18 protein-coding genes are annotated in these 21,466 nt (G+C 60.3%); 4 read left to right on the top strand and 14 right to left on the bottom strand.

Annotation, left to right across the window (positions count from 1 at the left end):
* Positions 1-139 precede the first annotated feature (139 nt).
* The 5 genes from QU606_RS05515 to QU606_RS05495 form a co-directional block, all read right to left on the bottom strand.
* A complete protein-coding gene (locus QU606_RS05515; protein ID WP_024072784.1) occupies positions 140-925 on the bottom strand; it encodes a hypothetical protein in 786 nt (261 codons plus the stop codon).
* Between the two features lie 377 nt (positions 926-1,302).
* Positions 1,303-2,049, bottom strand: a complete 747-nt coding sequence (tcyN, locus tag QU606_RS05510) for an L-cystine ABC transporter ATP-binding protein TcyN (protein WP_024072785.1) — start codon at positions 2,047-2,049, stop codon at positions 1,303-1,305.
* A 3-nt stretch (positions 2,050-2,052) separates the two neighbouring features.
* Positions 2,053-2,718 carry a cystine ABC transporter permease gene (gene tcyL, locus QU606_RS05505; RefSeq protein ID WP_032884921.1) on the bottom strand — a complete coding sequence of 222 codons (666 nt, stop codon included), beginning with the start codon at positions 2,716-2,718 and terminating at the stop codon, positions 2,053-2,055.
* On the bottom strand, positions 2,718-3,512 hold the full coding sequence (tcyJ, locus tag QU606_RS05500; RefSeq protein WP_024072787.1) for a cystine ABC transporter substrate-binding protein: 795 nt from the start codon (positions 3,510-3,512) through the stop codon (positions 2,718-2,720). Before tcyJ ends, tcyL begins: the two co-directional genes overlap by 1 nt.
* Positions 3,513-3,791: 279 nt before the next feature.
* Positions 3,792-4,787 (bottom strand): D-cysteine desulfhydrase, encoded by a 996-nt coding sequence (locus QU606_RS05495; protein ID WP_304998187.1) that lies wholly within the window; start codon positions 4,785-4,787, stop codon positions 3,792-3,794.
* Between the two features lie 166 nt (positions 4,788-4,953).
* Here QU606_RS05495 and epsC point away from each other — a divergent pair, with 166 nt between their 5' ends.
* From epsC to mgrA, 4 genes are all read left to right on the top strand, one after another.
* Positions 4,954-5,880 carry a serine O-acetyltransferase EpsC gene (gene epsC / locus QU606_RS05490; RefSeq protein WP_041160815.1) on the top strand — a complete coding sequence of 309 codons (927 nt, stop codon included), beginning with the start codon at positions 4,954-4,956 and terminating at the stop codon, positions 5,878-5,880.
* 424 nt (positions 5,881-6,304) lie between these two features.
* Positions 6,305-8,266, top strand: a complete 1,962-nt coding sequence (gene betT / locus QU606_RS05485; RefSeq protein WP_172831369.1) for a choline transporter BetT — start codon at positions 6,305-6,307, stop codon at positions 8,264-8,266.
* Positions 8,267-8,453: 187 nt separating this feature from the next.
* Positions 8,454-9,803: an OprD family outer membrane porin gene (locus QU606_RS05480; protein WP_304998186.1), complete on the top strand. Its 1,350-nt coding sequence runs from the start codon at positions 8,454-8,456 to the stop codon at positions 9,801-9,803.
* A gap of 108 nt (positions 9,804-9,911) precedes the next feature.
* On the top strand, positions 9,912-10,949 hold the full coding sequence (mgrA, locus tag QU606_RS05475) for an L-glyceraldehyde 3-phosphate reductase (protein WP_304998185.1): 1,038 nt from the start codon (positions 9,912-9,914) through the stop codon (positions 10,947-10,949).
* Positions 10,950-11,010: 61 nt separating this feature from the next.
* Here the strand turns inward: mgrA and QU606_RS05470 are convergent, their stop codons facing one another.
* The 9 genes from QU606_RS05470 to QU606_RS05430 all read right to left on the bottom strand — a co-directional run bounded on the left by QU606_RS05470 (position 11,011) and on the right by QU606_RS05430 (position 21,213).
* Positions 11,011-12,213, bottom strand: coding sequence for an ImmA/IrrE family metallo-endopeptidase (locus tag QU606_RS05470; RefSeq protein ID WP_304998184.1), 1,203 nt, complete (start codon positions 12,211-12,213; stop codon positions 11,011-11,013).
* A gap of 3 nt (positions 12,214-12,216) precedes the next feature.
* Positions 12,217-12,894: a hypothetical protein gene (locus QU606_RS05465; RefSeq protein WP_304998183.1), complete on the bottom strand. Its 678-nt coding sequence runs from the start codon at positions 12,892-12,894 to the stop codon at positions 12,217-12,219.
* A gap of 111 nt (positions 12,895-13,005) precedes the next feature.
* Positions 13,006-13,842 carry a taurine dioxygenase gene (tauD, locus tag QU606_RS05460; protein ID WP_150292030.1) on the bottom strand — a complete coding sequence of 279 codons (837 nt, stop codon included), beginning with the start codon at positions 13,840-13,842 and terminating at the stop codon, positions 13,006-13,008.
* A gap of 11 nt (positions 13,843-13,853) precedes the next feature.
* The gene (gene tauC / locus QU606_RS05455) at positions 13,854-14,690 is read right to left on the bottom strand and encodes a taurine ABC transporter permease TauC (protein WP_102625251.1); all 837 of its coding nucleotides are present in this window, start codon (positions 14,688-14,690) and stop codon (positions 13,854-13,856) included.
* Entirely contained in the window at positions 14,687-15,466 is a 780-nt protein-coding gene (gene tauB / locus QU606_RS05450; RefSeq protein ID WP_304998182.1) for a taurine ABC transporter ATP-binding subunit, read from the bottom strand. The genes tauC and tauB overlap by 4 nt, the downstream gene beginning before the upstream one ends.
* Before the next feature lie 18 nt (positions 15,467-15,484).
* Positions 15,485-16,462: a taurine ABC transporter substrate-binding protein gene (gene tauA, locus QU606_RS05445; RefSeq protein WP_024072796.1), complete on the bottom strand. Its 978-nt coding sequence runs from the start codon at positions 16,460-16,462 to the stop codon at positions 15,485-15,487.
* Between the two features lie 245 nt (positions 16,463-16,707).
* Positions 16,708-18,291, bottom strand: a complete 1,584-nt coding sequence (gene gshA / locus QU606_RS05440) for a glutamate--cysteine ligase (RefSeq protein ID WP_069075036.1) — start codon at positions 18,289-18,291, stop codon at positions 16,708-16,710.
* Positions 18,292-18,505: 214 nt separating this feature from the next.
* On the bottom strand, positions 18,506-18,889 hold the full coding sequence (locus QU606_RS05435; protein WP_024072798.1) for a PaaI family thioesterase: 384 nt from the start codon (positions 18,887-18,889) through the stop codon (positions 18,506-18,508).
* Positions 18,889-21,213 (bottom strand): Tex family protein, encoded by a 2,325-nt coding sequence (locus tag QU606_RS05430; protein ID WP_304998181.1) that lies wholly within the window; start codon positions 21,211-21,213, stop codon positions 18,889-18,891. The genes QU606_RS05435 and QU606_RS05430 overlap by 1 nt, the downstream gene beginning before the upstream one ends.
* Positions 21,214-21,466 lie beyond the last annotated feature (253 nt).

Below are 21,466 nucleotides of genomic sequence, written 5' to 3'. Positions count from 1 at the left end.
GTAATTCTGACCATACCGACCTCGCATTCAATGAAATGAAAACAAAACAATCAGGAATGTTCGGTGGTCCGGTGCATATACCCTAAGCGTGTTAAATCTTTAAATAAACTAACTTTTAGGAATATGCATAGAAGGTCCGTCACCCAGGTTCCAAGGGGGAACCGAGGCGACGCGGTTGATAGGGCAGCGCGTCCCTGGCCGCACGGGTCGGCGCCTGGGGCGCACAGGCGGCGATGCGCAAAGTGCGGGCGGGCGCCCAGCGTGAATTATTGCCAACCCGATCGAGGATGCAGTACGTCACGTCCAGCCGGCTGTCGTCGCCCGCTTCGAGAATCACCGCTGAAGGTACCCACACCTGGACCGCCAGGCCGACGCTGCGCGTCGTTATTTTCGGCAGGTCCAGGCGCACATCACCCCAGCGCAGGGTGATGGCGTCGCCGCTGGCCATGTTCAGGTAAGGCTCGATGGTCAGCGGAATACCGCGACGTACCTGGCTGCCGTTGACGCCGTAACGGCCGATCATCGCGGGTACCCTGATGGGGGCGAGGTTCTGGTTTTCGTCGCTGTACAGCGGCGAGGGCTGGCCGCCTGGGCCGTTGGTCTTGACGCGTACCTGCGTCACCGCCGAGCGGGCCGGGCTGCGGCCGACTTGCATGACCTGGTAGTGAACCTGTGCCAGGCCATCCTGCACGAAGCTTTCGGGCACCCGCAGGTGGGTGGGGGTGCCGACCTTGCACGCCGTTACCCGACGTGAGGCGGCGAAGCAGTTGTTCCAGAACAGTTCGATCAGGTCGCCTTCATCCATGCCCGGATAGGGGGCGATATCGACCTGCAGTTGGGTGGCGGCCAGGGCGTTGATGCCGTGCGGCAGGGCCTGGGGCAGGGTCGGGGCGGTGAGCATGGCCGGGGTTGCAGTGCGCGTCATAAGTCATCTCCTTGATGCAGCCAGCAGCAATCGTTCCGGACCTTGGGCGCAGGTGCGCAAACGGGACCGAAAGGAACGATTCAGTGAGTAGCCGGGATAGGATCCAATCCTCTGGGTGCTAGATAAGAGGGTTGGCCAGGGAGCGTCAATGGCGGCAAAAGGCTAAACGGCGGGTTCGGGAAGATTCAGAAGGGTCTGACTGGGCGGGGGATTTTAAGAGGGGGTGGTGGGGCGATTTACTGGCTGGAACGAAGCATTCCTGTAGGAGCTGGCTTGCCAGCGAAGACCGTCCAGACGACACGGTTAATCCGGTTAAACGCGTTATCGTTGACGATTTTCGCTGGCAAGCCAGCTCCTACAGGGTTACAGGGTGGGTCTCAGTGGGCCAGGAATTTGCTCAGGAACTGCCGGGTCCGTTCTTCCTTGGGGTTGGCGAACAGCGCCTTGGCTTCACCCTGTTCGACGATCACGCCCTTGTCGAAGAAGATCACCCGGTTGGCCACATCACGGGCAAAGCTCATCTCGTGGGTGACGATGACCATGGTGCGGTTTTCTTCGGCCAGGCTGCGAATGGTCGCCAGCACTTCACCCACCAACTCCGGGTCGAGTGCCGAGGTGGGTTCGTCAAACAGGATCACCTCCGGCTCCATGGCCAAGGCGCGGGCAATCGCCACGCGCTGTTGCTGGCCGCCGGACAGGCGCCGTGGGTAGGACGCTTCCTTGCCCGCCAGGCCGACCTTGGCCAACAAACTGCGACCCAGGGTAACCGCCGCTTCGCGGGGCATCTTCTTGACCACGATCGGGCCTTCGATGACGTTTTCCAGTGCGGTGCGGTGGGGGAACAGGTTGAAGTTCTGGAACACAAAGCCCACGTGCTGGCGCAGACGCCGCACCAGGCCCTGTTGCTGGTTGAGCGGCTTGCTGCCGTCGATCTCGATGTCACCCACCTTGATGCGGCCGCTGGTGGGTTCTTCGAGGAAGTTCAGGCAGCGCAGGAAGGTGGTCTTGCCGGAACCGCTGGGGCCGATGATGGCGACGACTTCGCCTTCCTTGACCTCAAGGTCGATACCGTTGAGCACCACCTGGCCGTTGAATTGTTTGGTCAGTTTTTCAACCACGATCATGCTTCAAGACTCCAGGTCATGCCGGTTGACCCGGTCTTCCAGGCGGTTTTGGAAGTGCGCCAGGATGCTTGCCAGCACCCAGTAGATCAGGGCGGCGGACAAATACATGGTGAAAATCTCGAAGGTGCGCGCCGACACCAGTTGAGCCTGGCGGAATAGCTCCGGCACCTGGATGGTGGCGGCCAGCGCGGTGTCCTTGACCAGCGAAATAAAGCTGTTGCCCAAAGGTGGCAAGGCGGTGCGCATCGCCTGCGGCAGGATGGCCCGGCGCAGGGTCTGCGCACGGGTCATGCCGATACTGGCGGCGGCTTCCCACTGGCCACGCTCGATGGAAGCGATGGCGGCCCGCAGGATTTCACAGGCGTAGGCGGCCATGTTCAGCGAGAAGCCGATCATCGCCGCCGGGATCGGATCCAGCTCGATGCCCACTTGCGGCAAGCCGTAGTAGATCAGGAACAGCTGTACCAGCAAGGGCGTGCCGCGAAAGAACGACACGTAGACGCGGGCTGTCCAGCTCAGCAGCTTGAAGCGCGACAGCCGCATCAAGGCCAGGCCGAAGCCCAGCAGCAAACCGAAAAACATCCCGCCAAGGCTGAGAATCACCGTGTAATACGCGCCCTTGAGCAGAAAGGGCGCGGAGTCCAGCGCGAGTTGGAAACCTGCTTCCATTATTGAGTGACGTCAGCGTTGAAGTACTTCTCGGACAGCTTCTTCAAGGTACCGTCGGCGCGCAGCTTGTCGAGGGCCTTGTTCACCGCTTCAAGCAACTCGGGCTCGCCTTTGCGCAGGGCGATACCGGCTTCCTGGCGGGAGAAGGCGTCGCCGGCAGCGGCGGTGTCCGGGGCTTTCTTGGCGTATTCCAGGGCCGCCAGGCGGTCGATCAGGATGGCGTCGATACGGCCGATGCGCAGGTCCTGGAACTTGGTCGGGTCATCGTTGTAGGTCTTGATAATGGCTTTGGGTTGGTTGTCCTTGAGCCATTGTTCGTAGTTGGTGCCCAGGCCTACCCCGACTTTCTTGCCGGCCAGGTCGTTGGCGGTCTTGATGGTGTCGAGGTTCTTTTTCAGTACCAGCGCCTGGATACCGGAAACGGTGTAAGGCGTGGAGAAGTCGTACTTCTTCTTGCGCTCTTCGGAGATGGTGACTTGGTTGACGACGGCATCCAGGCGCTTGGATTCCAGGGCGGCGAGAATGCCGTCCCATGGCGTGGCCTGGAGCTTGACCTTGACGCCCAGCTCTTTGGCCAGGGCTTCGGACAGTTCGACTTCGAAACCGCTGAGCTTGCCGCTTTCATCGACGAAGCTGAACGGCGGGTAGGTGCCTTCCAGGCCGATTTTGATCTCGCCGGCCTTTTTGATATTGCCCAGTTGCTCGCCGGCAACTGCCTGGCCCAGCCAACCAGCCCCGAGAGCCAGCCCCAATGTGCCGACCAGCAAGGTGCGACGGAATACGGAAATAGTCATGAAGAGCCCCTGTGTTTTTTATGTTGAGCGAAGCAGGTGACGCGGTAGTCGTATCCTGCCTTAAAGCGCGAAGCGCGTCTTCGCCTTCGGCGCGATGATAAAGCCGGGTTTTAAGACTTGAAAATAATATAAATCAATTCGTTTATGCTTATCTGGAATATGTAGCGACCCTAATGTGGGAGGGGGCTTGCCCCCGATAGCGGTGTATCAGTAACAAGTGAGCTGGCTGCCACTCCGCTATCGGGGGCAAGCCCCCTCCCATATTCAGCCCGCGTTTATTCAGCTGAAAACCGAGTCATAGGCAAACAACGCCGGTGCCCCGCCGGTATGCAGGAAAATAATCGGGCCATCTTCAAAGCGCTGGCGCCCGATACCGTCCAGCAAGCCGGCCATGGCCTTGCCAGTGTAGACCGGGTCCAGCAGCAGGCCTTCCTGGCTTGCCAATAGCTTGACCGCCGAAAGGGTGCCGGCGTTCGGTTCGCCATAGCGAGGGCCGAAATATTCGTCCCACAGAATCACCTTGAACGCGTCGGGGATGTCCACGCCGAGCAACTCGGCCGTGCGTTCGGCCAGGCCCTGCACTTTCGGCAACTGCGCTTCCTCGGTGCGCGACACCGTAACGCCGATTACCGGCAACTTCGGCAGCACTTCGCTCAAGGCCAGTGCCAGGCCGCTGTGGGTACCGGCGCTGCCGGAGGCCAGCACCACGGCGGCAAACTCGATCCCGCTGGCCTCGATCTGCCCGGCCAGTTCCAGGCCGGCGCGCACGTAGCCCAGGGCGCCGAGTGCATTGGAGCCGCCGATGGGGACGAGGTAAGGCTTCTTGCCGTTGCTGCGCAGGCGGTCGGCGAGGGCGTTGAGTTGCTCGTCGACGTTGTCGAGGTTCTCCACCAACTCGACCTTGGCGTCGAACAGCTCCAGCAGCAGGCGGTTGCCGTTGCCCAGGTAGTTGGGGTCTTCGGTGCCGGTGGGGTTTTCCAGCAGGGCGACGCAGCCCAGGCCGAGCTTGGCGGCGAGCGCGGCGGTCTGGCGTACGTGGTTGGATTGGATGGCGCCAGCGGTCACCAGGGTGTCGGCCCCCTGGGCGAGGGCATCGGCGGCCAGGTATTCGAGTTTGCGCAGCTTGTTGCCGCCCATGGCCAGCGGCGTGGTGTCATCGCGTTTGACGTAGATATCGCGTCCCAGCCAGGTCGACAGCCGCTCGAGTTTTTCCAGGGCGGTGGCACCGCCCAGCAGTTCCAGACGGTTAAAGCGTTCGAGCTGTTGTTTGATCATGGCTACGCACGGTTGCTAAGTGATGGAGGGACTATAGGCAGGCACTTTTCATCGGGCAACCGTCAATCGCATATGCCGGAAGGTTCTTAGCATCACACCATTGGTTCTTAAGGGCGGCCGGGGTGCATACCGTAAAGTGATGGCCATTTCGTCAGGAGTGAATACCGTGAGTGAGCGTTCCAGTCATTGGCAATTACAGACCATCGTCAGCCAGCTGCGCGGCGCCCGTGACCAGTGGCGTGCGCGCAATGGCCGTTTGAGCGGCGAGCACGGCGGGCGTGAGCTGCCCTCGCGCGAAGCCGTGGCGCAGATTCTTGAAGCGCTGTGTGGTGCGCTGTTCCCGATGCGCCTGGGGCCGGTGGACCTGCGTGAAGAGAGTGAAGATTTCTACGTCGGGCATACCCTCGATGTTGCCCTCAACGCTTTGCTCGCTCAGGCGCGCCTGGAACTGCGCTATGCCGCCCGGCAAAGCGGCCAGGACGACAGCGACGTCGACGCCCTTGCCATCCGCCTGATCCAGGACTTCGCCCTGGCCTTGCCGTCCCTGCGCAGCCTGCTCGACACCGACGTGCTGGCCGCTTACCACGGCGACCCTGCCGCGCGCAGCGTGGACGAAGTGCTGCTGTGCTATCCGGGGATCCTGGCGGTGATTCACCATCGCCTGGCGCACCATCTGTACCGGGCCGGCCTGCCGCTTTTGGCGCGGATCAGCGCGGAAATCGCCCACTCGGCCACGGGCATCGACATTCACCCCGGCGCGCAGATTGGCCCAAGCTTCTTTATCGACCATGGGACCGGCGTGGTGATCGGCGAAACCGCGATCATCGGTGAGCGGGTGCGCATCTACCAGGCCGTGACCCTTGGCGCCAAGCGTTTCCCGGCAGATGAAGATGGGCAGTTGCAGAAGGGCCATCCGCGCCATCCGATTGTCGAGGATGACGTGGTGATCTATGCCGGGGCGACGATCCTCGGGCGGATCACCATCGGCAAGGGTTCGACCATTGGCGGCAACGTATGGCTGACCCGCAGTGTGCCGGCGGGGGCGAATATTACGCAGGCGAATTTGCAGCATGATGATGGGGCGCAGAAATAGCGCCGGTCTTGAAAATCACACACAACCCTGTGGGAGGGGGCTTGCCCCCGATATAGGTGGTTCAGTCAATGCATCTGTGACTGACACACCGCTATCGGGGGCAAGCCCCCTCCCACATTTTGTGAATGCATTGCAAAGTTGAGCTGTATTTCAGTCAGTAATCGCTGAACGATTTGCCTCTCCCACCCGTCATACCAATCCTTGAGCTGATGTAGGAATCCCCTACCACTCGGCCCTGCGATTAGTCCCAGACTGCCTATCCATGTTTAACTTGAATGCTCGTTCAAGTTAAACCGGTGGTTCGCTGCCCGCTCACAACAGGAGGCTTACCTTTGCTGAGTCCGTTATTCACAGCCACATCCTTCACCCTCGGGGTGCATCGTTCATGAGTGCATCGTCCACCCCAGCCAGCGGCCTGGTGCGCATGAATGCGCCCGTCTTCTACTTTGCCGCGACCTTCATCCTGCTGTTCGGCATCACTGTCATCGCTATCCCGCAACAGGCTGGTGCCTGGCTGCTGGCGGCGCAAAACTGGGCGGCCAATACGGTCGGCTGGTACTACATGCTGGCGATGACCCTGTATCTGGTCTTCGTGGTGGTCACCGCGTTATCGGGCTACGGCAAGATAAAACTCGGTGCCGACCACGACGAGCCCGAATTCAGTTACTTGTCCTGGGCCGGTATGCTGTTCGCCGCCGGCATCAGCATCACGCTGTTTTTCTTCTGCGTTTCCGAGCCGCTGACCCACCTGGTGCAACCGCCCCAGGGCGAAGCGATGAATGCCGATGCCGCGCGCCAGGCCATGCAGATTCTCTTCCTGCACTGGGGCCTGCATGGTTGGGGGGTGTTTGCCTTTGTCGGCATGGCCCTGGCGTACTTCGCCTACCGGCATAACCTGCCGCTGGCCCTGCGCTCGGCGCTGTACCCGCTGATCGGCAAACGCATCAATGGCCCTATCGGCTATGCGGTGGACGGCTTCGGCATCATCGCCACGGTGTTTGGCCTGGGTGCCGACATGGGCTTTGGCGTGCTGCACCTCAACTCCGGCCTCGACTACCTGTTCGGGGTTGCCCACACGCAGTGGATCCAGGTCGGCTTGATCACCTTGATGATGGGCGCGGCGATCCTCGTCGCCGTGGCCGGCGTCGACAAGGGTGTGCGGGTGATGTCCGACATCAACATGCTGCTGGCCTGCGCGCTGCTGCTGTTCGTGTTGTTTGCCGGCCCCACCCAGCACTTGCTCAACACCCTGATCCAGAACATCGGTGATTACCTGGGTGCGCTGCCGACCAAGAGTTTCGATGTGTACGCTTACGACAAACCGAGCGACTGGCTGGGCGGCTGGACGGTGTTCTACTGGGCCTGGTGGATCGCATGGTCGCCGTTCGTGGGCCTGTTTATCGCACGGATTTCCCGTGGCCGGACCATCCGCGAATTCGTGTTCGGCGTGCTGCTGATCCCGCTGGGTTTCACCCTGGCGTGGATGTCGATTTTCGGCAACAGCGCTATCGACCAGGTGCTCAACCACGGGATGACCGCGCTCGGTCAGTCGGCCATCGATGACCCCTCGATGAGCCTCTACCTGCTGCTGGAAACCTACCCGTGGAGCAAAACCGTCATCGCGGTCACGGTGTTTATCAGCTTCGTGTTCTTCGTCACGTCGGCCGACTCCGGCACGGTGGTGCTCTCGACCCTGTCGTCCAAGGGCGGCAACGCCGATGAAGACGGGCCGAAATGGCTGCGGGTGTTCTGGGGCGCCATGACCGCGCTGGTCACCAGTGCGTTGTTGTTTGCCGGCAGCATCGACTCGCTGAAGTCGGCCGTGGTGCTGACCTCATTGCCGTTCTCGCTGATCCTCTTGCTGATGATGTGGGGGCTGCACAAGGCCTTCTACCTCGAATCGCAAAAGCGCATCGCCCAGTTGCATTCGCTGGCGCCGGTGTCGGCCTCGCGCAAAGGCAAGGGCGGTTGGCGCCAGCGCCTGAGCCAGGCGGTGCACTTCCCATCGCGGGACGAGGTGTACCGCTTCCTCGAATCGACCGTGCGCCCGGCGATCGAAGAAGTGACAGCGGTGTTTGTCGAGAAGGGGCTCTCGGTCGTGACTCAGCCCGATCCTTCCAACGACAGCGTCAGCCTGGAAATCGGCCACGGCGAGGAGCACCCGTTCATCTACCAGGTGCAGATGCGCGGCTACTTCACGCCGTCGTTTGCCCGTGGCGGCATGGGTTCCAAAGAGATCAACAACCGCCGCTACTACCGCGCGGAAGTGCACTTGAGCGAGGGCAGCCAGGACTACGACCTGGTGGGCTACACCAAGGAGCAGATCATCAACGACATCCTCGACCAGTACGAGCGGCACCTGCAGTTTTTACACTTGGTTCGCTAGCCGTTTGTGGGAGGGGGCTGGCCCCCTCCCACAAAAAACCGCGCAAGGCCCTGAATTCACGGGCTTTCTTAAATTTAATTTCATCCGCCTGCGCGCCGTTTTGACGCGTAACTGTCATCTGGCCACTGCGTAATTGTGTGAAGCGTTTGACGCTTTCATTTCAGAACAGTGACGGAGACCGGTACCCATGAAGACGTTTTTAAGCCCTGTGGTGGGAGCCGCCATGGCGAGCTTTATGCTGTCTGCCCATGCCGATTTTATCGAGGACAGCCACGCCGACGTGACCCTGCTCAACCGCTACCTCAACCAGCAGGGGCGTGACGTGGTTGGCAGCAATGCCAAGGCCCACAGCATTCGGGATTGGGGCCAGGGGTTCGAGTTCAACTTCAAATCGGGCTACACCGAGGGGCCGGTTGGCTTTGGCTTGGACCTGCAAGCGTTCTACGGCTTGAAGCTGGATTCCGGCGGCGACCTCAACGACAAGGACCACCAGGGCCGCTACCCTGGCAGCATGTTCCCGCTGGACAACGGCAAGTCCGCCGACCAATTCGGTGTGCTCAGCCCGACCTTCAAGATGCGCTTTGCCAAGGATGAGTTGCGCGTTGGCACGCTGTACGGCAACAACCCGGTGCTGGCCAACACCGACGGGCGTCTGTACCAGCAGACCAACACCGGTGTGCAACTGGTGTCCAAGGACCTCAGTGACTTTACCTTCACCGGCGGCGATATTTTCAAGACCAAGATCCGCAACGAAACCGGCGACCAGGGCATGATCACCGCTGGCGGGACCAAAGAAAGTGACCGCTTCCTGTTCGGCGGTGCGGACTACAGCGGCATACAGAACACCACTGTCAGCTTGTGGTACTCCAACCTTGAGGATTACTACCAGCAGTTCTTCCTCGGCGCCAAGCGCCATGACGCCTTGTCAGTCGGTGCGATCGACACCGATGTACGCGTGTTCCGCAGCCTGGGGGTAGGCGGTAACGCCGATGGCGACAAAGACTTTGCCGGCGCCGGTTTATATGGCGATGGCAGCACCAAGGGGCGCATCAACCAGTCCACCGTCAGCCTGCTGGAAAGCTACAGCCTGGAGGGCCATACCGTCGGCCTGGGTATCCAGAAAAACAGTGGCGACAGCGACTTCCCATACCTGGATTCCGGCCTGAACAGCGGCGATAACCGTCAAGGGCCTGGCTCGGGTGCCGACACTCCGGCGTTGACCAACATGCAGTTGAACAAATTCCAGCACGCGGGTGAGCGCACCTGGCTGGCGCAATACAAATATGACTTCGGCAAGCTTGGCCTCAACGGCCTGACGTTCTCCGCTGCCTATGCCCACGGCGATGACATCCGCACTGCCCAAGGCACCACCAGCGAATGGGAACGTAACGTGGCCGTGGCCTATCAAGTGCCGACCGGGACCCTCAAGGGCCTTGGTGTCACATGGAAAAACGCGCACGCCAGCCCGGACATTACCGGCGCCACGGTGCAGGACGAAAACCGCTTCTATGTCAGCTATGTCGTTCCCCTCTGGTAGGCAATTGCTGTAAAACGGAAAGGCAGACTTAAGCGATTCAGCTGGTTAAAAGGCCTGGGAATATCGTTATTCCCAGGCCTTATTTGCCTACGTCCAAGAGAGGATTCGATGACTTACATTGCTGCCGAAAACCGCTATGAATCTATCCCGTATCGCCGCGTAGGCCGCAGTGGACTGGTGCTGCCGGCACTGTCCCTGGGCCTGTGGCACAACTTTGGCGACAGCACCCCGATCGACACACAACGCGCCCTGTTGCGCACCGCGTTCGACCTTGGGATCAACCACTTCGACCTGGCCAACAACTACGGCCCACCCTACGGCAGCGCCGAGATCAACTTCGGCCGTTTGCTGCGCGAAGACTTCAAGCACTACCGCGACGAATTGATCATCTCCAGCAAAGCCGGTTGGGACATGTGGCCGGGCCCTTACGGCCAGGGCGGCGGCTCGCGCAAATATGTGCTGGCAAGCCTGGACCAGAGCCTGCAACGCCTGGGCGTCGACTACGTGGATATTTTCTACTCCCACCGCTTCGACGCCGACACCCCCCTGGAAGAAACCGCCAGCGCCCTCGCCACCGCCGTGCAGCAGGGCAAGGCGCTGTACATCGGTATCTCTTCTTACTCCGGTGTGAAAACCCGCGAAATCGCCGCCCTGCTCAAAGAGTGGAAAGTGCCGCTGCTGATCCACCAACCGGCCTATAACCTGCTTAACCGCTGGGTGGAAAAAGACCTGCTGGACACCACCGAAGAACTCGGCGCCGGGGTGATCGCATTCACGCCGCTGGCCCAGGGCCTGCTCACCGACAAGTACCTCAACGGCGTGCCGGCCGACGCCCGGGTCAACCGTCCGGGTGGCGGTTCGTTGCAGGCCAAGCACCTGTCTGAAACCAACATCGCCCACGTACGTGCACTGAACGAAATCGCCCAGCGCCGTGGCCAAAGCCTGGCGCAACTGGCGCTGGCCTGGACCTTGCGTGACCCTCGGGTGACCAGCGCGCTGATCGGTGCAAGCCGGCCGGAGCAGATCATCGAGAACGTCGGGGCGTTGAAGAACTTGAGCTTCACCGCCGAGGAACTGGCGGAGATCGATCGGTTTGCGCAGGAAGGCGGGATCAACTTGTGGGAAAAGCCGTCCACCGCTGAATAACATTGAAAGCAAGCCCTTCCTGTAGAGGGGGGCTTGCCAGTAGAAATGGCTGCTGATTTTTTTACTTTTTGTTCGGGAAGCCGAGTATTTCTGCGGTTTCGTTGAAAAAAGTTTCGCGTGCAGGTCGCTTTCTCAGCTGCATATCTACTACCTGCGACTTGTCCGGGAGGTTGAAATAACCTTCGTCCAAGCTACAAAGGTTTTCTAGTGTGTGTAGCGGCAACCCGAGCACCTGCCTTAGCTGAGATCGCGAAAGCACGTTGTTTTCAACAAGCATTTTCACTCCGCGCGCGATCAACTGGGGCTTTTCGAAGTCAAAATCGCTGTCCATAGGCTCTCCCTTTACCCATCCTCTGGCAGATCTGGCCTTCCATAGTCTGGTGGTTGTGGTGTCGTTGATTATTTCTAGATCTAAACAACGCCTCACCATTGCGGCTACTGAGACTTTCCAGCGTGGTTTCAGAGCTAGCAACGTATCCAGTGTCGGCCAACGAACCTCTCGCAGAAAGCTTTCTGGGGGCAGTAAAAAGGCGCTTGCAAATCGATGAGCTTGAGTTTCAAGAAGTGCGTAATTCGCGTCGTACTGCTCTTTGGATATGTACCTATGCAGAACGATATGTCCGAGTTCATGGGCCGCATCAAAGCGATTTCTGATCCCGTTTGCCTTATCGGCGACAAGTAAAACATATGGCCGTTGGTCCAACTCGTACCAATTCGAAACGCCATCCATTTTCAGGTGCCCGAGTGTGGTCCGAGCACATACAATACCTGCACTCTCCAATACGTGAACGAGATTGGAGATCGGAGCTATCCCTAGTCCCCAGGTTTGACGACATTTACTGGCCATCTGTTCGATTTCTTCGTCAGAAATCAGCTCGCAATTACGCTCTTCTAAATGCGGCACGTTGACTTCAATAAATTCAAGGCTTTCTTGCAGTTTGTAAGAGATTTCTTGAAGCCACTCCAAGCGTACTTCCGCTATTTCCCGTGCGCTGGTCGTGGTGCTGACCTGCGATCGAAAGAAAAATGGAGTGTTCTCGCCAGTTGTGAACTGTTCCTCAAGTAACCAGTTTTCACTGACCCCGAAAACTTCGCATAAGCGCTGGAAGGCGTCGGCCTCTGGGACCTGAAGCCCATTCTCCCATTTTGAAACGTTGCCAGAGGCTCGCCCCACCATCTCTGCGAGAGTGGTTTGCGTCATCCCAAACGCAAGGCGCAACTGCTTGAGGCGCTCTGACTGAAAGCCCGCGACTCCCGTTCTCATGGTCTACCTCTTGGCGTTTTGCTCATCATCAGCTTGGTCTTTGGTTTCTTCGGCGCGGCGCATCTTATCTCGCAATTTCACCAACTCAACTGGTTTCTGCTGAACCGCCTCATTATCAGAGTAGCTTTGAAGCAAATCCTCAAATGTGCAATTCATGTGGAAGCCCTTACCGTTGAAGTACGGGACGGCCATCATGATTGCGCGTGGCTCTGACTGATCCTCTGAGCGAGTTGGAGGTGCATGGACTACGACAAGCGCATGAATCAATTGTTCGGCTACGGTATGTTTGAGCCCATCGATCCAGTCCATTTGGGTGTCTGCAAGGGATTCATTTAACGTTTTGAGTTCGCTTCGGTGTTTTGCATCGCGGATTTCTTTCTGCCAAGGAAGCACCACCGCCGTGATTCTCAGTGAGCCGAGCTCAAGCAGCACATAATTGTGCCCCTTCGGATCTGTTGACTTGATTATTGGATTCCACCGCTTCATTCCGGCCAGGGACTCCTGGACTAGCGAATGCCGTAAGTGCCCTCGCAAATCTTCATGGGGGGTATGAATCAGCAGCTCTTGAGTTTCTTTCAAGGCTTTTTGGAAGGTTTGAGGAAGTAAAACTCCAAGCTCCTCGAAAAATTCTTTATTTACCTGTGCACGAATGAACCCTTGGATTTCTTGTTTTGTGACCACGTAATCACCACTCACTATTCGGTAAGCGGATTTTTACTCCATATTTATTCGTTATGGAAGTGAGGTACTGGTTTTTTATCCAGCCGCTGATCGTTTTCTAGAGGTTGGGTATTAGAACGGCACATCCCCAAGAATCGTCGCCCGATGCATCACCCGCCGTTGCGGCCGGTAGTCATCCACCGCGTAATGCTGGGTTACGCGGTTATCCCAGAACGCCACGTCATTTTCCTGCCAGCGCCAGCGAATGGTGAACTCCGGGCGGGTCGCATGGGCGAACAACAGCTTGAGGATCGCCTCGCTTTCAGCAGGCTCAAGCTCATTGATCCTGGTGGTGAACCCCTCACTGACGAACAGCGACTTGCGCCCACTCACCGGATGCGTGCGCACCACAGGGTGTGACAGCGGTGGGTTCTTCTTGCGGGTTTCTTCCCAGCGCGCCAGGTCTTCGGCGGTGTTGCCGAAGCGCTCCAGCGGGAAGGATTTGATGAAGTCATGGGTTGCCGTCAGCCCGTTGAGCAGCACTTTCAACGGCTCCGACAACGCCTCGTAGGCGGCAATGCCACTGGCCCACAACGTGTCGCCACCAAACGCGGGCAGCTGCTTGGCACTCAACACCGCGCCGAGGGCAGGGGTGGGCAGGAAGGTCACGTCGGTGTGCCATACGGCATTGTCGCGTACGTCGGTGACGGCGGTGTCGAGGATCAGCACTTCGGGCTGTTCCGGCACGTTGGGGTAGATCGGGTGGATGTGCAGGTCGCCGAAATTCGCCGCAAACCGCGCCTGTTGCTGCGGCGTGATCGGCTGGTCGCGGAAGAACAGCACGGAGTGGGTGAGCAACGCCTGTTCGATGGCGTCGCGTTGTTCGATGTTCAGCGGTTGGGTGATATCCACGCCACTGATCTGGGCGCCCAGGGCGGTGCTTAATGGGGTAACGGTCAGGCTGCTCATGCTGTTCTCACTTAATGTGCCTGGCCGTGCCATGGCACTAATTTACGCTGCAGGGCGCGCAGGCCCATTTCCATGGCGAAGGCGATCAGTGCGATCACCAGAATGCCAAGCACCACCACATCGGTGACCAGGAATTGCGCCGCTGACTGCACCATGAAACCCAGGCCGCTGGTGGCGGCGATCAACTCGGCGGCGACCAGGGTCGACCAGCCCACCCCTAAACCAATGCGCACGCCGGTGAGAATGTCCGGCAGCGCGCTGGGCAGGATCACATGGCGGATCAACTGCGCGCGGGTGGCGCCCAATGATTGCGCGGCGCGCAGCTTGGCCGGGTCGACGGTGCGCACACCGGTCGCGGTGGCGATGGCGATCGGCGCAAAGATCGCCAGGTAAATCAGCAACACCTTGGACAGCTCGCCGATACCACACCAGATCACGATCAACGGCAGGTAGGCCAGGGGCGGAATCGGCCGGTAGAACTCGATCAGCGGGTCGAGAATGCCGCGGGCAATGCGGTTGGAACCGATGGCAATACCCACGGGCACGGCGGTCAACACCGCAAAGCCCAAGCCCAGGCCGATACGGCTGAGGCTCGCGCCCAGGTGCTGCCACAGAGTGGAATCCATGTAGCCGGAGGTCGCCAGCAACCAGCCCTTTTGCAGCACGGCGGATGGCGGCGGCAGGAACAGCGGTTCGATCAAGCCCGTGGCGGTCACCGCCCACCAGATCGCAAGCAAGGCGACCAGGGTCAGCAGGCTGATCCAGCGTGTGCTCAAGCTGCGACGCGCGGGGATAACCACGTGCGCTACCGGCTTTGCAGCGGTGGCGGGGAGTTCGTAGCTGCTCATGCGGACACCTGCCGTTGCGAGAACACTTTGCCCAGCACGTGTTCGCGGGTTTCGATAAAGCGTGGGTCGGACTTGATCGCACGCGCCGATTCACCGGCCGCGTAGCGCTGGCCGAAGTCCAGGTGCAGGCGCTCGACGATCTGACCTGGGTTGGGCGCCAGCAGGATCAGGTCGGTGGCAAGGAACACGGCCTCTTCGATGTCATGGGTAATCAGGAAGGTCGGCTTGGCCGTGCGCTTCCAGACTTGCAGCAACAGCTCCTGCATCTGCTCGCGGGTGAAGGCATCGAGGGCGCCGAAGGGTTCGTCCATCAGCAATACGCGAGGATCTGCCGCCAGGGCGCGAGCCAGTCCCACGCGCTGTTTCTGCCCGCCTGACAGTTGCCAGATGCGGCGGCTGTCAAAACCGGCCAGGTCCACCAGCGCGAGCATTTCCCGCGCACGGGCTTCGCGTTGCGCCTTGGGCACGCCGGCCAGCTCAAGGCCGAAACCGACGTTGGCCAGCACGTCCTGCCAGGGCAGCAGGGCGTCGTCCTGGAACACCACGCCGCGTTCGGCGCTGGGGCCTTTGACCGGTATGCCATCGAGGGTGATGCGCCCGGCAGAAGGTTCGACAAAGCCGGCGATCAGGTTCAACAGCGAAGTCTTGCCACTGCCGGACGGGCCGAGGGCCACCAGCAATTGCTGAGGCCCAAGGTTCAGTGAAATGTCAGACAGTACCGGTTCTGTGGCGCCTGGGTACTGTGCGCTGATGCGCTCCAGTTGTAGCAAGGCCATCGCGATGAACTCCTTGAATCAGTGGGTGATGAACTTGGCGCTGACGTAAGGGGCGTAGTCCGGCAGCACGGCCTCGACCTTGCCTTGTTCCTTGAGGAACGCGGCGGTGTCGGTCACCGCTTTGGTGGTCGGTGCGCCCAGCAAGGTCACCTGGTCAGCGGCCAGCGGGTAGACGTTGCCTTGCAGCAGCAACGGGATGTCGCTGGCCTTGGCGCCGGAGAGTTTCACCAGCTTGTCGACGTTGCCTTTGTCGGCCAGCCAGGCTTGTGGGTCTTTGCGGTACTCGGCGTAGGCATCGAGCGTGACTTTGGCGAACGCGCTGACGATTTCCGGGTGTTTCTCGGCAAAGTCCTTACGCACGATCCACGCATCGAAGGTGGGCGCACCGAACTTGGCCAGTTCGCCGGAGGTGATCAGCACCTTGCCGTTTTCCTTGGCTACGCCCAGGGCTGGGTCCCACACGTAGGTGGCGTCGATATCACCGCGCTTCCAGGCGGCGATGATTGCCGGTGGTGCGAGGTTGAGGATGGTGACTTTCGACGGGTCGATATTCCAATGCTTCAGCGCGGCCAACAGGCTGTAGTGGCCGGTGGATACGAACGGTACCGCGACTTTCTTGCCGATCAGGTCCTGGGGGCCGTTGATCCCGGAACCGTTGCGCGCCACCAGGGCTTCGGCACCGCCGATCTGGGTGGCGACGAGGAAGGTTTCCACTGGCACTTTGCGGGTGATCGCAGCGGTCAGTGGGCTGGAACCGAGGTAGCCGATTTGCACATCGCCGGAGGCGATGGCGGCGATGATATCGGCGCCATTGTCGAATTTGCGCCAGTCGATCTTGGCGTGGGTGGCTTTTTCATAAGCACCGTCGGCCTGGGCGACTTTGGCCGGGTCCACGGTGGTCTGGTAGGCGATGGTCACATCCGCCGCCTGGGCAAACAGGCTGGCACCGGCCAGGGACAACGCCGCCAAGAGGCGCAGAGGGGTAAGCAGTTTCAAGGGGAAGCTCCTCAATCAAGCGGCCGAGGGTCGGCATGTGAGGAGACTAAATGATCTAAGAATCCGAAAATAAATAACATTTTCGAATTAGCTTATGTGGAGAAAAGTTGAGGCTGATCTTGAGATTGAAGAAGGCAAATGTGGGAGGGGGCAAGCCCGAATGCCAGTCAGTTAAGGCTTTTTGGTAGGAGCGATTTACGCTGGCATTAGGGCAAGCCCCCTGCCACAGGGGACCGAGTAGGTTCTTAGTTGCTGATGGCGAGGATGCTCGCCTGGTACGACCCGACAAACACATCAAAGTCGCCCACTTCGTTCTGCTCCAGTTCCGCCTGTTGTGCCAGCGACGTGCGCGCCAGCTCTTCAAAGCGCGCCTGCTCAGCAGCTGGCAGTGGCTCCTGGCGGAAATGCTCGGCATGCACCTCGCTTTGGTGCAGGGAGAACTGCGCGAAGCTTTCCTTGCGTTCGGCCATCGCCGCCAGCACTTGGGCCGAGGGGGTCAGCGACGGGTCGTTGACCTTGGCCAACTGAGCGTCCAGCGCCTGGCTGTGCTCGGTGATGCCGTGGCTTTCATCAAGCAGGGCTGCCAGGGGCGCGATCTGCTCCAGCAACTCGGTGGCCCATTCCTTCATGTCCACGGCCTGGCCCTTGCGCTGCAATTGCAGGCCGGGGCGGCGGCCTTCCTTGACCACGCTGAGGAAGTTGGAGGTGGCGTTGCCGCACTCGTTGTTGGCGAACAACGGGCTGTCGTTCAGCGCGCAATACAACAGGAAGGCGTCGAGGAAGCGCGACTCCGGCAGGTCGATGCCCATCGGCAGGAACGGGTTGATGTCCAGGCAACGCACTTCGATGTACTGGATGCCGCGCGCCATCAGGGCCTGGATCGGCCGCTCGCCGGTGTAGGTCACGCGCTTGGGGCGGATGTTGGAGTAGTACTCGTTTTCGATCTGCAGGATGTTGGTGTTGAGCTGAACCCATTCACCATCCTTGTGGGTGCCGATTTCGACGTAGGGCGCGTAGGGCGTTGCGACTGCCTTGCGCAGGCTGTCGGTGTAGCTGGCGAGGTCGTTGTAGCACGGCGTCAGGCCGGCTTGGGCGTTGCTCTGGTAACCCAGGTCGCTCATGCGCAGGCTGGTGGCGTACGGCAGGTACAGGGTGTCGGCATCCAGCACTTCCAACTGGTGCGAGCGCCCGCGCAGGAAGCCGGCGTCCAGGGCCGGCGAGGCGCCGAACAGGTACATCAGCAGCCAGCTGTAGCGGCGGAAGTTACGGATCAGCGCGATATAGGCGTCGGACTGGTAGTCGCGGTCGGTGCCAACAAAACCTTCGGTTTCCTTGAGCAGTGGCCACAGCTGTTCCGGCAACGAGAAGTTGTAGTGAATCCCGGCGATGCATTGCATGGTCTTGCCGTAACGCAAGGCCAGGCCCTTGCGGTACACATACTTGAGCTGGCCGATATTGGAGGTGCCGTAGTAGGCAATCGGAATATCTTCCTCGGCCGGCAACGGGCACGGCATCGAGGGGCTCCACAGGTATTCGCTGCCGAGCTTGGAATAAGCGAAGCGATGGATCTTGTCCAGGCTGCTCAGGGTATCGGCCGGGTTGGGCAGGGCTGGTGTAATGAACTCCAGCAGCGATTCCGAGTAGTCGGTGGTGATCTGCTCATGGGTCAACGCGGCGCCCAGGGCTTCGGGGTGCGGGGTTTGCGCCAGGCGTCCCTCACTGGTGACACGCAGGCATTCGCGCTCGATGCCATGCAGGCAATGCTCTAGCAGGGAGAGGTGTTCGCGCTTGCCGAGCAGGGCCAGGCGGCGGTTGAGAAGTTCGCTCAAGTTGGATTCCTTCACGCGTCAGTCGCCCCAATATGGGGGTGGGCAGGACGGTCTACAAGGGTGAAGTTAAAACTGGCGTTATCGCCTGGTTTTGAGTCGATTTGACTCGCTTTGAAAAAGCCTACTTCACTCCATGAATTGGGCTATAGCGCAGCAAGAAAATTCCGACGCCGTTATCGCAGCGCCGAAATTAACTCAAATCGAGGGTGGGGAGCTATAGGACAGCGAAGGTGCCTTGCGCTTTTGCGACAAGTCTTTCGTCCTGGTACACGTCAGCCTCGACCACCAGCGTGCGACGGCCTGCGTGGATCACTCGGGAGGTGCACAGCACATCACCGTCTTCCACGGCGCGGATGTAGTTGATCTTGCACTCGATGGTCGCGCTCTGCTGGTCGAACCCATGGGAGCTGGAGCACGCCAGCCCCATGGTGATGTCCACCAGGCTGAAAATCGCCCCGCCATGGAGCTTGCCTGCGCGGTTGCGCAAGTGCGGCTCCAGGGTCAGGGCCACCTCGGCAACGCCTGGCTCCAGGCGTTGCAGGCGGCAGCCGATCAGCTCGCTGAACGCGCTCTGGGTCAAGCCGGCTGGGATCTCCATCAGCGCTTCTTCAACTGCTTGGCATTGGCGAACAGCGAAGCCATGGCGTTGTTGGCCGGGGCGGCGGTCGCGGTTTCCTTGCGCGGCGCGTTGTTCTGCGACGGCCGGGGGGCCGAGCCTGGGCGTGCGCCACGTGCGCCGTCGATTTTCTCGCCGGGGGTGTCGCTCATGCGCATCGACAGGCCGACGCGTTTGCGCGGGATGTCGACTTCCATGACCTTGACCTTGACCACATCACCGGCTTTCACCGCTTCGCGCGGGTCCTTGATGAACTTCTCCGAAAGTGCAGAGATATGCACCAAGCCGTCCTGATGCACGCCGATGTCCACGAAGGCACCGAAGTTGGTCACGTTGGTCACCACGCCTTCGAGGATCATGCCCAGTTGCAGGTCCTTGAGGTCTTCGACGCCGTCCTGGAACTCGGCGGTCTTGAACTCGGGACGCGGGTCGCGGCCAGGTTTCTCCAACTCTTGCAGGATGTCGGTGATGGTCGGTACGCCGAAGGTTTCATCGGTGTACTTCTTAGGGTCCAGGCGCTTGAGGAATGCGGCATCGCCGATCAGCGAACGGATATCGCGGTCGGTCTCGGCGGCAATGCGCTGGACCAGCGGGTAGGCTTCCGGGTGGACCGCCGAGGCGTCCAGTGGGTTGTCGCCGTTCATGACGCGCAGGAAGCCGGCGGCCTGTTCGAAGGTTTTTTCACCCAGGCGGGCGACTTTTTTCAGCGCGGCGCGGGTCTTGAACGCACCGTTTTCGTCGCGATGGGTCACGATGTTCTGTGCCAGGGTGGCGTTGAGCCCGGAGATACGCGCCAGCAGTGCGACGGAGGCGGTGTTCACGTCCACGCCCACGGCGTTCACGCAGTCTTCCACGACCGCATCCAGGCCGCGCGCCAGTTTCAGCTGCGACACGTCGTGCTGGTACTGGCCGACGCCGATGGATTTAGGGTCGATCTTCACCAGCTCGGCCAATGGATCCTGCAGGCGACGGGCGATGGACACGGCGCCACGGATCGACACATCGAGGTCCGGGAATTCCTTGGACGCCAGCTCCGACGCCGAATACACCGACGCACCGGCTTCGGAAACCATCACCTTGGTCATCTTCATTGCTGGGTATTTTTTGATCAGTTCGGCGGCCAGCTTGTCGGTTTCACGGCTGGCGGTGCCGTTGCCGATGGCGATCAGGTCCACGGCGTGCTTGGCGCACAGGGCGGCCAGGATCGCGAGGGTCTGGTCCCACTTGTTGTGCGGTACGTGGGGGTACACGGTGGCGTGGTCCAGCAACTTGCCGGTGGCGTCGACCACGGCGACCTTGCAGCCGGTGCGCAGGCCCGGGTCGAGGCCCAGTGTGGCGCGCGGGCCGGCCGGGGCGGCCAGCAGCAGGTCATGCAGGTTGTGGGCGAATACGTTGATCGCCTCGGTTTCGGCACCGTCGCGCAGCTCGCCGAGCAGGTCGGTTTCCAGGTGGGTGTAGAGCTTGACCTTCCAGGTCCAGCGCACCACTTCACCGAGCCACTTGTCGGCAGGACGGTTCTGGTTCTGGATGCCGAATTGCTGGCCGATCATGCCTTCGCACGGGTGCATGGTACCGGGCAGTTCGTCGCCGACTTTCAGCGCGGAGCTGAGAATGCCTTCGTTGCGGCCGCGGAAAATCGCCAGGGCGCGGTGGGACGGCATGCTTTTCAGCGGTTCGTCGTGTTCGAAATAGTCGCGGAACTTGGCGCCTTCTTCCTCTTTGCCGGCGATGACGCGGGCGCTGAGGGTGGCTTCCTGTTTCAGGTAATTGCGCAGTTTTTCCAGCAGGTTGGCGTCTTCGGCGAAACGCTCCATCAGGATGTACTTAGCGCCTTCGAGGGCGGCCTTCACATCGGCGACGCCTTTTTCGGCGTTGATGAAGCGCGCGGCTTCGGTCTCCGGGGTCAGCGACGGGTCGTTGAACAGGCCGTCGGCCAGCTCGCCCAGGCCGGCCTCCAGGGCGATCTGGCCCTTGGTGCGTCGCTTCTGTTTGTAGGGCAGGTAAAGGTCTTCGAGGCGGGTCTTGGTGTCGGCGAGCTTGATGTCGCGTTCCAATTGCGGGGTCAACTTGCCCTTTTCCTCGATGCTGGCGAGGATACTGATGCGCCGTTCGTCGAGTTCTCGCAGGTAGCGCAGGCGTTCTTCCAAGTGTCGCAACTGGATGTCGTCGAGGCTGCCGGTCACTTCTTTTCGGTAACGGGCGATGAAGGGCACCGTGGAGCCTTCATCCAGTAGAGCGACGGCCGCTTCGACCTGTTGTGGGCGTACGCCGAGTTCTTCGGCGATGCGGCTGTTGATGCTGTCCATAAAACCACCTGAAATTCTTAGAAGCAGCTCGCAGGCCCGGAAAACAAGGCCTTGCGAGGCTGGTTGAGCGGCCCGACTGGCGCCGCTACCTGGGTCAAGAGGCTGCCTATTGACCCTCGAAATCGAAAAAATCACGACAAGCGGGTGAAAAAAGCCCGGCAGTAAGCGGTAACGATCTGACGTTGCCCTGCACGAAGGCGCCGCATTATAACCAGCGTTCTGCCCTTGGGGGGTACTGCGCCAAATGTGAGGC

This window comes from Pseudomonas sp. OVF7 (assembly GCF_030644265.1).
Lineage (GTDB): Bacteria > Pseudomonadota > Gammaproteobacteria > Pseudomonadales > Pseudomonadaceae > Aquipseudomonas > Aquipseudomonas gorinensis.
Note: the sequence above shows the minus strand (reverse complement) of the source record. Positions and strands in the feature narration are given on the sequence as shown.